Source organism: Pseudomonas syringae, assembly GCF_023278085.1.
Classification (GTDB): Bacteria; Pseudomonadota; Gammaproteobacteria; order Pseudomonadales; family Pseudomonadaceae; genus Aquipseudomonas; species Aquipseudomonas syringae_Q.
In genome coordinates, this window is record NZ_CP066265.1 from 4628632 (window position 1) to 4640458 (window position 11827).

Genomic DNA, 11827 nt, shown 5'->3' on the forward strand with positions numbered 1-11827 from the left:
GCTACGTTCCTCTCGGCTTCACCCGCGCCGTCGCCTCGGCCACCAACGGATCATCCGGCCAGTAATGCTTCGGATACCGCCCTTTCAAATCCTTCTTTACCTCAATGTAGGTCGACCGCCAGAAGTTGGCCAGATCCTGCGTCACCTGCACCGGACGGCGCGCCGGGGATAGCAGGTGCAGCTTCAAAACCTGTCGCCCATTGGCAATGCGCGGGGTATCGGACAGTCCAAACAGCTCCTGCAGCCTGACCGACAGTATCGGCGGCTGCTCGCTGTAGTCGATGCGGATGTTCGATCCGGACGGGACCTGAATGGTCTGCGGGGCCTGTGCTTCCAGTTGTTGTGGCATGGGCCATGGCAAGAGGTTGCGTAGGATGGAGGACAGGTCGAGCTGGCTGAAATGGCTGAGTCGGGTGACTTTGCCGAGGTAGGGCATCAGCCAGTGTTCGAGGGTGGCCATCAGTTGCGGGTCGCTCAGGTCGGGCCATTCGCTGGTTGCGTTTTTGTCGATATCGAGGTTGCGCAACAGTGCGACACGCGCTTGCCACTGACGCAGTTCCGGGGTCCATGGCAGCAGTTCCAGGCCTTTGCGACGCACCAACGCCAGCAACGCGTGGCTGCGCGCTGCGTCGTCGAGGCCGGTGAGCGGTTCTCGGCTGAGGATCAGTTCGCCGACTTTACGCTGCCGCTCGGCACGGAACACGCCTTCGCGTTCGTCCCAGTCGATCTGGTCGACGTTGATAACCTGCTCGGCCAGTACGGAGTCGAACAGCGCCGGATCGAACTCGGCAGCGAGGTAGATGCGCTCTTCGCGCTGGCCCTGACGACTGCCCAGGTCGGCGATGACCAGCCACGGCTGTTTCATCAGCGCGTCGGCCTCGGCGAACAGGGCTGCGCGACCGTTGGCCAGCCTGTATTCGGCACCGCCCGGTCGACGTTGTTGGGCCACGCGATCCGGGTAAGCCAGGGCGAGCAAGGCGCCCAGCCAGCGGGAGTGATCAGGATCGCTGACCGGGCTGTTCGCCGCGCCACGCAGGTATCCGCGATATTGCCGCGCCAGCTGCCTGGCCCGCTGCACGCCGCCTTGTGCGCCACGCGCAGCACGCTCGGTGCCCGCCAGCAAGGTCAGACGACTGTGCAGATCCGCGCCGCCACCGCGCAGAATATCGCGCTCACCCAGCAAGGCTGCAACGTCGCACGCCAGCTCGCCCAACCCCAACGCATGGCCTCGCAACAGCAGATGAGCGATGCGCGGATGGGCAGGCAACTCGGCCATCGCCTGACCGTGTGGCGTCAGGGCTGGCGGCTGACCCGGCTGATTGCTCAGCGCTTCAAGCCGCACCAGTAGGTCCTGCGCTTGTGCATAGGCCGCCGCTGGCGGTACATCAAGCCAGACCAGTTGCGCAGGCGTTACGCCCCAACGCGCCAGCTGCAACGCGAGCCCGGCCAGGTCTGCCTGCAGAATTTCTGCCGCACCGTAGGCGGCCAGTTGATCGTGCTGCGCCTCGGACCACAGCCGATAACACACGCCCGGCTCCAGTCGCCCTGCCCGCCCGGCCCGCTGGGTAGCGCTGGCGCGGGAGATGCGCTGAGTGTCGAGTCGCGTCATGCCGCTGCCCGGGTCGAAACGCGGCACTCGCGCCAGCCCGGCATCAATCACCACTCGCACGCCGTCGATGGTCAGGCTGGTTTCCGCGATATTGGTCGCCAACACCACTTTGCGCGTGCCCTTGGGCGCGGGCTCGATGGCAGCACGTTGCGCATTGAGGTCCAGTTCGCCATGCAAGGGACACAGCAGAATATCGGAGCGCTCGCCCAACGCGTCTGCCAGTTGCTGATTGACCCGACGAATCTCGGCCTGCCCCGGCAGAAACACCAGCAGGCTGCCGGACTCGCTGCCCAGCGCATCCAGCACCGCCTGCACGACTCGCGGCTCGACAAACTCACCGGGCTGAAAAGGACGCCCCCACTGCATCGTCACCGGAAACATCCGCCCGTCGCTGCGCACGACCGGCGCATCGTCCAGCAACGCTGTCAGCCGCTCGCCTTCCAGGGTTGCCGACATCAGCAGAATCTTCAGCGGCTGGTCATCACGAAACAGCTCCCGGCCATTGAGGCTCAGAGCCAGCGCCAGATCAGCATCAAGGCTACGCTCGTGGAATTCGTCGAAAATCAAAAGCCCCACGCCTTCCAACGCCGGGTCGTCCTGCAAGCGACGCGTAAGAATCCCCTCGGTGACCACTTCAATACGCGTCTTTGGGCCGACCCGGCTTTCCAGACGAATCCGATAACCCACGGTCTCGCCAACCTTCTCACCCAACTCACTGGCCAACCGCTCCGCCGCCGCCCGCGCCGCAAGACGACGCGGCTCAAGCATCAGAATGGTCTGCCCGGCCAGCCAGGTTTCCTCAAGCAGTGCGAGCGGCACACGCGTGGTCTTGCCCGCACCGGGAGGGGCTTCGAGCACGGCTTCATGGCGTGTGGACAGGGCCTGGCGCAGGGCTGGCAGGACGGCATCGATGGGTAACGAAATCATGAAGGCTCCCGGAGAGATGCGGGGAGTATACCGGGTGAGGTTGGGGAATCAGGCGGCGTGTTTTAGCTGAACGGCAGTCGCCGCCAACAACACGATGCACAACGCCATGCAAATAGCGTTGGTGCCAGCCCAGCCCACTGCGCTGAGCAAGAGTGTTTTGCACGGATCAACTGCACGCACTTTTCCGAGGCCGTGGAGGGGCACTTTTGCCTATAGAACCGCGGATCAGATGCAGGTAGGTGACGCGGGGCGCTCATCGTTATACACAAGCCGATTTTGATTCTGGCCGCAGGCCGTAGGAGCGAGCCGGGCGAGGCTTCGCTTGTTTGCGAAAGGGTCGGCATGATCGCCGAAAATGCATCTTCTGAAACACCGTCTTCGCGAACAATGCGGATCGCCGCCCCGGTCGCTCCCGCCCTGCGGGCAGAAGCCTGAAAGGCACGTATTCCGGGCTCTCCAAGACTTGTGTATAACGCTGAGCCCAGAGCGTATTGAACGATCAGCCCCTGACGATCAGCCCGCCTTGGCCGCCATCGCCGTCACTTCCACGCGCATCCCTTCAACCGCCAGCGCAGCAACGCCCACTGCCGCACGAACCGGCCACGGCTTTTTGAAGAAGCGCTTATACACCTCGTTGAATGCAGCGCGATCTGCCATGTCGGTCAGGTAGATGGTCAGGTGCAGGACGCGGTCCATCGAGCTGCCTGCTCGTTCCAGTGCGTCTTTCAATGCCCGCAAGGTGCATTCGCTTTGTGCGGTGATATCGCCCAGTTCCAGGCTGCCGTCGGGGCGAGTGGGGATCTGGGTGCTGACCAGCAGACCGTTGAAGTCAGCGACGTCGGAGGAGATGGAGTCCGCATCAGGATCGGGGGTGAAGGTGATGTCTGCGTTTGCCATGGGATCTCTGCTTTGCAAAAGACGGAAAACGGTAAGCCTACGCGAGCGACAGGTACGGGTCGAGCCGTGGGCTTTGTCGCGGAAAGTTGAAATGCACGGCGTTGCCCGACAGAATCGCGACCCGATCCTGCCAACGGTGGTGGATGCTTCAGATGAAAAGGTGCGACGGTTGAACGAGCAGACATTGTCCAAGCGCCTTGAGCGCGTCGCCTCGCAGGTGCCAGCGGGTGCGCGACTGGCCGATATCGGCTCGGACCACGGCTATCTGCCGGTGGCGTTGTTGAACCGTGGGGTGATTTCGGCGGCGGTGGCTGGCGAGGTGGCGCTGACGCCGTTCTATGCAGCCGAGCGCACCGTGCGGGAAAACGATCTGGAACAGCAGATCACCGTGCGCCTGGCGAATGGGCTGGCGGCGATTGAGCCGGGCGATGGCATCACGGCGGTGAGCCTCTGCGGCATGGGTGGCGAAACGATTCGCGACATTCTGGAAAGCGGCAAGGCGCGGCTGAGCGGTCAGGAACGACTGATCCTGCAACCCAACGGCGGCGAGCAGCCATTGCGCGTCTGGCTGATGGAAAATGGCTACCGCATCGTTTACGAGGAGGTGCTGCGGGAAAACCGCTTCGACTACGAAATCATTGTTGCGGAACGTACCGGGCCTGTGACTTACACCGCAGAGGAGCTGTATTTCGGTCCGCTGCAACTACAGACGCGCAGCCCGGCGTTTCTGCTCAAGTGGCAGCGCCTGCTGGGCATGAAGCAGAAGACCCTGAGTAACTTCAACCGAGCGCAGAAAACCGTACCGGAAGAGAAAATGCAGCGTGTCGCGCAGCAGGTGCAATGGATTACCGATTTGCTGGTTTGAGCACGCCAATCGAACTCACGCCCTGGCCGGCTCTCAAAAACCCATGATCAACCGACGGGAGAAACATGACCATGTATTCCGAGACACTTTCATGGGGTCACGGGCCTCGCTTGTTTGAAGTGTTCCTTGAGCCCACCTGCCCTTTTTCAGTGAAGGCGTTCTTCAAGCTGGATGACCTGCTGGCTCAGGCCGGGGAAGACAAGGTCACGGTCAAAATCCGTTTGCAGTCTCAGCCCTGGCATATGTTTTCGGGCGTCATCGTGCGGTGCATTCTGGCCGCTGCAACGCTGGAAGGCGGCAAGGAAAGCGCCAAGGCGGTCATGACGGCGGTTGCGTCGCACCGCGAAGAGTTCGAGTTTGAACACTACGCGGGCGGGCCGAATCTCGATTCCACGCCCAACGACATCATTGCACGCATCGAACGCTACAGCGGCCTGGCGCTGGCTGAAGCATTTGCCAATCCCGACCTTGAACACGCGGTGAAATGGCACACCAAATATGCGCGGCAAAACGGTATTCACGTTTCGCCGACCTTCATGGTCGACGGCCTCGTGCAGCCCGGTTTGAGCAGTGGCGATCCAGTGTCGAAGTGGGTGTCGGAAATCAGCTGACGCGCAGGCTCAAACCACCGCCGCAAGCCGCTCATTGATCCACTCATGACTGCGTGCCAAGGCCTTGCGGGCCAACGCCGTCGGGAAGTGAATGAACCCGTGCGGAGACTCCGGCAGAAGGTGCATTTCCACGTCTGCCGAGTTCGCCCAGCGCTCGGCCATCTGCAGGGTGTCGTCGCGCAGAGGATCAATCTCGCCGACAAACATCAGTGCGGGGGGCAGGTCGGTCAAGTCGCCATACAGGGGCGAGAGTGGCGCTTCGCGGCGCTTTTCGTCACTGATATCGGGCGTCAGCAAGCGCATTGCGCTGACCATACCGGGGCCATCCAGCACGAGTGTGTCAGGGCCTGCCGTCCGAACGCTCGGCGTGCCGGTCAGGTCGTAAACGCCGTAATACAGGACCGTCCCGACTACGCGCTCAAGCAGTTCGGGTCTGGTTTTCAAGTTCAGCAGAGTCGCTGCAGCCAGATGCCCGCCCGCCGATTCACCCACGACAATAACCGGCAGACCGGCAAACTCTTCGCAGTCTTCCAGCAACCAGCAGGCCGCAGAGAAACAATCGTCCATCAGGCCTTCAACGGGGGTCGACACGGCAAGCCGGTAATCCACAGACACGATTGCCACATCGCACGCATTGACCATGCCGATGTTGAGGTCGTCGTTCATCTGTGCGTTGCCGATTACCCAGCCACCACCGTGGATATCAAACACCACGCCTTTAGGCTTGCCCTTGGGCCTGATGATGCGTACCGGCACTGGCACTCCGTTTACGCTGATAATTCTCTTTTCAGCCCGAAGCCCTTGCTTGCCCAGCTTGAAGGCGCCACCCACTTGACCGACACGCAACAGCGCTTGAATCACCAGCGGTGCGACGCGATTACGGATACGAAAACGTGGCAGGCGCGCAAGAGTCTTGTTGAACCGGCGCACTTCCGCCAATTCCTGCTCACTGGAAGGCCAAAGCTTTTTTGTGTCCACTGTCTGCTCTCTTGTCAGGCGTTGATGTGCGGGCGCGATTACGGCGTCTGCTCCCGCTTATACCTGAGAGGCCACTAATCGTAGAACGGTTCAACCGACGCACGGCTGCCGACAAAAAAACTGTCCGCGACCAGTCGTAACGGCTGTAGATCCAGATCGCTGGTTCTAGTGGCGATCAACTGTTGAAAGTGTCGATATACCGCCGCGTACTCGCCCTCTTCCGAAACGGTCTGGCGCGCGCCATCGATACTCAGCAGCGCGCCGCCGTTATCCAGACGTAAAGTGCCTTCGACGCAGCGAATTTCGATACTCCAGAGTTCGTCATGACCGTGATCGAAATCGAACTCTGCGCGGATGTCGAGGTGGCGTGCGTCAGACATTTTGATCGACGCGGCAATAGGCGACTGGCAGTTGCCCGGCACGCGCAGCTCGGCAGATTCCACGAACATCGGCAGCGGTAGCAGATGGGTCGCAATCGACAAGGCGTTGATGCCCGGATCGAACACGCCGAGGCCGCCGGGCTGCCAGATCCACGCCTGACCTGGGTGCCACTTGCGCACGTCTTCCTTCCAGTCGATCTGTACGCTTTGCAGGGTGCGCGTGGCGAGCCAGTCGCGGGCAGCCTCGATGCCGGGCGCATAACGCGAATGCCAGGCAAAAAAACCGCTGACGCCCTGCTCCGCTACTTGGTCGACCAGCGTCATCGCTTCACCCAGCGTGGCGCATGGCGGCTTTTCCACCAGCACATGCTTGCCGGCAGCCAGCGCCTGCTGCACCAAAGCGAAGCGGCCTTGTGGCGGTGTGCAGAACGCAATCGCATCGACATCCAGCCCGCTTTCAAGCAGCTCGCCCAACGACTTGAAATTCTCAACCCCTGCACACGGCTGCCCTTGGGTGGCAACGGCCACCAGCTGAAACGCGGGATTGGCGCGGATAGCAGGGACGTGCTGATCCTGAGCAATCTTGCCGTAACCCACCAGCCCGAGACGAATCGGTTGCATATGTGACTCCTGATTTTTTGTAATTGTCTTGGGGCACAGTAAACCAGATGTTAATCATGGTCGGTAAGGGGGTATGGCGGGTGGAGGAAGTACCTGCTGTGTGCCTGAACAGGGTTGAAAACACGATAGCCGGGTAAACTAGCGCTGCAGGTGGCTATGAACAGATTACCAAGCTGCCGATCTGTAACGCGGAGCGCCGCACGATAGTTAAGGTTATCGTTCCTCACGCTCCAGCGTGGGAGCGCAGTTCTGGACGCTCTGCGTCCGATCTAGAATATGCAGCGCTGCGGAGATGTGTGACGCAGAGCGTCACGGGACGGCATGACGACGCGGAGCGTCGCACGATAGTTAAGGTTATCGTTCCTCACGCTCCAGCGTGGAAACGCAGTTCTGGACGCTCTGCGTCCGACCTAGAATGTGCAGCGCTGCGTAGATGTGTGACGCAGAGCGTCACGAGACGGCATGACGACGCGGAGCGTCGCACGATCGTTGAGGTTCTCGTTCCTCACGCTCCAGCGTGGGAACGCAGTTCTGGACGCTCTGCGTCCGATCTAGAATGTGCAGCGCTGCGGAGATGTGTGACGCAGAGCGTCACGGGACGGCATGACGACGCGGAGCGTCGCACGATAAGCGTCGCGCGATCGTTGAGGTTATCGTTCCGCACGCTCCAGCGTGAGAATGTAGTTCTGGCATCGGCAAGACAGTCCGTTGGCTTTATGTACCACCGGCACGGTGATCAATTCACGCAGAACCACCCCATCACTCAATAGTCTTAGCCTTGCAGTCATTGCCTTGTATAGTTGCCCTCTTCATCTCAGGAGCTTTCCATGCGCATTCCTTCTCGCTTGATCGGTGGCGTTCTGGTCGCCACGTTGCTGACCCAGATTTCTGCCTGCGGCAGCATTTTCTATCCGGACCGTCGTGGTCAGATTGATGGCAAGGTTGATCCGGCCATTGCGGCGCTGGATGCTTTTGCGTTGCTGTTCTATATCGTGCCTGGCGTGATCGCCTTCGCGGTGGACTTTGCCACGGGCGCGATTTATTACGGGCCGGGCGAGCATGCGCAGATTGATCCACAGAAGCTGCAACCGGCGATCAAGGCGGATGGCAGCGTCGACAACACCAAGCTGCAGGCCATCATTGAAACCGAGCTGGGCCGTTCCCTGCCGTTGAATGACCCACGCCTGATCCAGCACAAAGGCAGCGTCGAGCAACTGGCTGCGCTGGGGCTGGTCCCGGCGGCCTGATAACAACGCGATTCAAGGAAGCGTCATGAGCACCACTGCCGAACATTCCCGACTGCTGCGTCTGGCGACGCGGGCCTCGCTGGCGGTTGCCGTGACGCTGATTCTGGCCAAGGGCGTCGCCTGGTGGCTGAGCGGTTCGGTGAGCCTGCTGGCCGGGCTGACCGACTCTCTGCTCGATGGCGCAGCCTCGTTTCTCAATCTGCTGGCCGTGCATTACGCACTGCGGCCGGCGGATGACGATCATCGCTATGGTCACGGCAAGGCGGAAGCCCTGTCGGGCATGGCGCAGGCGCTGTTTATCACCGTCAGTGGCGTGTTGATCGCCGTTCAGGCCGTCGAGCGCATCCAGAATCCCGAGCCATTGGGTGCGCCTCTGCTGGGCATGGTCGTGATGGTGGTGTCTATCGCGCTGACGCTGGCGCTGCTTACCCTGCAATATCGGGTGATCAAGGCGACGGGCTCGGCGGCGATTCGTGCCGACTCGTTGCATTACCGCTCTGACTTGTTGCTCAACGCCAGCATTCTGGTTGCACTGACCCTGGCGTATTTCGGCTGGCAACAGCTGGATGCCTATTTCGGTCTGGGCATCGCGCTGTACATCCTGTGGAGCGCTTTGCAGATTGCTCGCGAAACGGTCTCAGTGCTGATGGATGAAGAGCTGCCTGCCGATGTCAGCACGCGCATGCTGGAGCTGGCGTGCAGTGTGCCGGGCGTACTCGGGGCACATGATCTGCGTACGCGGATTTCCGGTAATCACTGGTTCGTGCAATTGCACCTTGAGCTGCCGGGAACGTTGACCCTGTCGGTGGCACACGCGCTCTGCGACAAGGTTGCCGAGGCCATCCACGCGCAATTCCCGAAGGCCGAAGTGCTGGTGCACGCCGACCCTCAGGAAGTCGTTACGCAGGCTAACGCCTGATCAGCATCAGTTGACGCTGTAGCCACGCCCTGCCAGACAGGCACCCATCGAGCGGCGGTATACATCCACTATGTCGGGCGGCGGCTGGCCTGCAAAGTTGGCCGGATCAAAGCCACTCTGTTCTGCCGCCCAGCGATAGCACTGATAACGGTCCAGCTCGACCTGCTGCGGGCTCTGGCCGTTCGCAGGGTAGGCAACCGGGTCGTAACCGTTGCTTTGCTGCTGAGGCGCGGCCTGATAAGCCGAGTCGTTCTGCGGCGGATTGACCACCACATAATCCTGCGTGTCAGGCTGATACGCGTAATAAGCCCCGGCCGCCAGAAACAGCAGGCTGCTGCCGATCCACACTTCCTGGGAATAAGACGGCAAGCTGCGCACACGTACGCCATAGGGCGGCGTTACCACCACATAGCGCGGGCCTTGCGGGCGATACCAGTAACCTTCCGAATAGAAATAGTCCTGCCCGCGATAAGGGATGCGCGAGTATCCACCCGGCACACGGTCTATCGCATGGCCTGGCCGGTATTGCGGGCCTGGCCCCCAGCCATTGCCGTGCCCGTCCGGACGACCTTCCCAGCGATCATTGGGGCGACCGTTACCGGCCTGCCAGTTGCGATTATTGCCACGCGGGATGTCCTGATAGTAACCCTGACGCGGTGGCTGGGTTTGCCGGGCTTCTCCCGGGCCACCCTGAATCGGCAGGTTGTCCTGATTCTGTCTCAACTGCTGGCGCTGCTGGTTTTGCTGTTGCTGAATCTGGCGCTGCTGGTCACGTTGCTGCTGCTCGATCTGCTGTTGCTGCTGGCGCTCTACGTTACGCTGCTGCAACTGTTGCTGCTGGACCTGCTGCTGTTGCTGACGTTCAACCTGACGCTGTTGATTCTGCTGTTCCTGAATCTGGCGTTGTTGATTGTTCTGCTGCTGGTTGATCTGCTGTTGCTGCTGACGTTCGACCTGGCGCTGCTGATTCTGTTGCTGCTGAATCTGGCGCTGCTGGTTGTTCTGCTCCTGCTGCTGCCGCTGCTGTTGTTGCTGACGCTGCTGCCCGTTTTCAGCGGGGCCGCCATTGGGCTGGTTCTGCCGGGAATCATCACGCTCGTCGGCCAATGCCTGAGCACTGATGCTCAAACACAGCAGACTTACACCCGCAAACTGCCAGATGCCAGATTTCATGCTTTCCTCACTCGAATGCGGGTTGATGTCATTAAGACTGCAAAAGCGTAGCGCCGTTCTTGCACTTTATCAGCAGACTACTTATTCAGCAGACAAAGAAAAGGGGACCATAAGGCCCCCTTGAGATATTTCGTCGTCCTGCGCAACGCTTTTGACGTTGGCTCACCTCATGCCGTCTTCTGGACAGTATGTAGCCCGGGGGCCTGGCACACCCGGTTGGGTGGGGGGCCGCGACTGGCCTGATTGGGGCGGTCGCGCTGGACGCTGTGTCCGGGCAGTGATTCTGTTTAAAAGAATAGGCCTGAGGCGCTAGCGGAAGATTGCTAATATTGCCGATTAAAACATCACTTGCGCAATTTTTGACTTCAGATGAATAATCCAGCGCAATTGAACTCATTAAGGGATGCATCGTGAGCAAGCTCGACAGATATGACCTGAGCATTTTGGCGGAACTGCAACGCGACGCCCGGATTTCCAACCAGGAACTGGCCGAACGCATTGGTCTGTCACCTTCGCCCTGCTCGCGTCGGGTCAAGCAACTGGAAGACGACGGTTACATCGTGCGTCAGGTCGCGCTACTGGATCGCAAGAAACTCGGTCTGAACCTGACCGCCTACGTATTGATCGGCATGGACCGGCACACGCCAGAGCGCTTCGAGAATTTCGAGCAGCAGATCCGCAACCTGCCGCAGGTGCTGGAATGCAGCCTGGTAACCGGCATGGACGCGGACTATCAGCTGAAAGTAGTGGTGCCCGACATGGATCACTATCAGAAACTGCTGCTCGGACACCTGACCCGCATCGAAGGCGTGACCAGCGTCAAATCGAGTTTTGTGCTCAACCAGGTGCTGGCCAGCACCGAAATGCCGCTGACTCACTTGCGCAGCTGACTGATCCACGACGTCACAGTTTTGCGGCGACTTCCCGGCATTGGCCTTGATCCAGTCCGTCGAGCGTCCAGTCGCCAATCCTGACCCGCACCAGGCGCAAGGTCGGTAGCCCGACGGCGGCGGTCATGCGCCGTACCTGACGGTTGCGACCTTCCTTGATGACCAGCTCGAGCCAGCTGGTCGGCACGCTTTTGCGAAAGCGCACCGGCGGATTGCGCGGCCAGAGCTGTGGTTCTTCCAGTTGTCGTGCTTCGGCGGGCAAGGTCGGGCCATCGTTGAGCAGCACGCCGTCGCGCAATTGCTGCAACTGCTCTTCAGTCGGTTCGCCCTCGACCTGCACCCAGTAGGTCTTGGCCAGCTTGTGCTTCGGATCGGCAATCCGCGCCTGCAACTGACCATCATTGGTCAGCAACAGCAGGCCTTCGCTGTCGCGGTCCAGCCGCCCGGCCGGATAGATGCCGGGAATGTCGATGAAGTCCTTGAGCGTGGCCCGACCGCCCTCGTCACTGAACTGCGTCAGCACGTCAAAGGGCTTGTTGAACAGGATCAGTCTGGGCTCGGCCGGGGGCTCTTTGGCGACGCGGCGCGCAGCACTGGCAGGGCCGGGGGCTGGACGGCGGGAAGTGGGGCGTTGAATGCGGGGCATGAGAATTCGGTAATCGGAAAACAGAAAGGGCCACTTTAGTGGCCCTTTCGGCAAATACCAATCT

12 protein-coding genes are annotated in these 11827 nt (G+C 60.7%); 6 read left to right on the forward strand and 6 right to left on the reverse strand.

Features of this window, described 5'->3' with window-relative positions; translation table 11 throughout:
- Position 1 precedes the first annotated feature (1 nt).
- Both hrpB and I9H07_RS20660 read right to left on the reverse strand, forming a co-directional pair.
- Complete coding sequence (gene hrpB, locus I9H07_RS20655; RefSeq protein WP_236432172.1) at positions 2-2536, reverse strand: ATP-dependent helicase HrpB; 2535 nt, start codon at positions 2534-2536, stop codon at positions 2-4.
- A gap of 513 nt (positions 2537-3049) precedes the next feature.
- The gene (locus tag I9H07_RS20660) at positions 3050-3433 is read right to left on the reverse strand and encodes a RidA family protein (RefSeq protein WP_024673548.1); all 384 of its coding nucleotides are present in this window, start codon (positions 3431-3433) and stop codon (positions 3050-3052) included.
- Positions 3434-3602: 169 nt separating this feature from the next.
- Here I9H07_RS20660 and I9H07_RS20665 point away from each other — a divergent pair, with 169 nt between their 5' ends.
- Both I9H07_RS20665 and I9H07_RS20670 read left to right on the forward strand, forming a co-directional pair.
- Positions 3603-4298 carry a tRNA (adenine(22)-N(1))-methyltransferase gene (locus I9H07_RS20665; RefSeq protein WP_283107555.1) on the forward strand — a complete coding sequence of 232 codons (696 nt, stop codon included), beginning with the start codon at positions 3603-3605 and terminating at the stop codon, positions 4296-4298.
- Positions 4299-4369: 71 nt separating this feature from the next.
- Positions 4370-4909 (forward strand): DsbA family protein, encoded by a 540-nt coding sequence (locus I9H07_RS20670; RefSeq protein ID WP_329606136.1) that lies wholly within the window; start codon positions 4370-4372, stop codon positions 4907-4909.
- A gap of 9 nt (positions 4910-4918) precedes the next feature.
- Here I9H07_RS20670 and I9H07_RS20675 read toward each other — a convergent pair whose 3' ends face one another.
- Together I9H07_RS20675 and I9H07_RS20680 are read right to left on the reverse strand one after the other, a co-directional pair.
- The gene (locus tag I9H07_RS20675; protein ID WP_236423746.1) at positions 4919-5887 is read right to left on the reverse strand and encodes an alpha/beta hydrolase; all 969 of its coding nucleotides are present in this window, start codon (positions 5885-5887) and stop codon (positions 4919-4921) included.
- A 74-nt stretch (positions 5888-5961) separates the two neighbouring features.
- Positions 5962-6888: a Gfo/Idh/MocA family protein gene (locus I9H07_RS20680; RefSeq protein ID WP_024673544.1), complete on the reverse strand. Its 927-nt coding sequence runs from the start codon at positions 6886-6888 to the stop codon at positions 5962-5964.
- Between the two features lie 827 nt (positions 6889-7715).
- On the opposite strand from I9H07_RS20680, the gene I9H07_RS20685 reads away from it, so the two are divergent.
- Complete coding sequence (locus tag I9H07_RS20685) at positions 7716-8135, forward strand: polyribonucleotide nucleotidyltransferase (protein WP_024647193.1); 420 nt, start codon at positions 7716-7718, stop codon at positions 8133-8135.
- 25 nt (positions 8136-8160) lie between these two features.
- On the forward strand, positions 8161-9054 hold the full coding sequence (locus I9H07_RS20690) for a cation diffusion facilitator family transporter (RefSeq protein ID WP_024672364.1): 894 nt from the start codon (positions 8161-8163) through the stop codon (positions 9052-9054).
- Between the two features lie 6 nt (positions 9055-9060).
- Here I9H07_RS20690 and I9H07_RS24945 read toward each other — a convergent pair whose 3' ends face one another.
- A complete protein-coding gene (locus I9H07_RS24945; protein WP_327095352.1) occupies positions 9061-9552 on the reverse strand; it encodes a DUF6515 family protein in 492 nt (163 codons plus the stop codon).
- A gap of 168 nt (positions 9553-9720) precedes the next feature.
- Here I9H07_RS24945 and I9H07_RS24950 point away from each other — a divergent pair, with 168 nt between their 5' ends.
- Positions 9721-10278, forward strand: coding sequence for a hypothetical protein (locus I9H07_RS24950; protein ID WP_329606135.1), 558 nt, complete (start codon positions 9721-9723; stop codon positions 10276-10278).
- Between the two features lie 359 nt (positions 10279-10637).
- A complete protein-coding gene (locus I9H07_RS20700; RefSeq protein ID WP_024647196.1) occupies positions 10638-11117 on the forward strand; it encodes an Lrp/AsnC family transcriptional regulator in 480 nt (159 codons plus the stop codon).
- Positions 11118-11130: 13 nt separating this feature from the next.
- On the opposite strand, the gene I9H07_RS20705 is transcribed toward I9H07_RS20700, so the two are convergent.
- Positions 11131-11763, reverse strand: coding sequence for a pseudouridine synthase (locus I9H07_RS20705; RefSeq protein WP_236423743.1), 633 nt, complete (start codon positions 11761-11763; stop codon positions 11131-11133).
- Positions 11764-11827 lie beyond the last annotated feature (64 nt).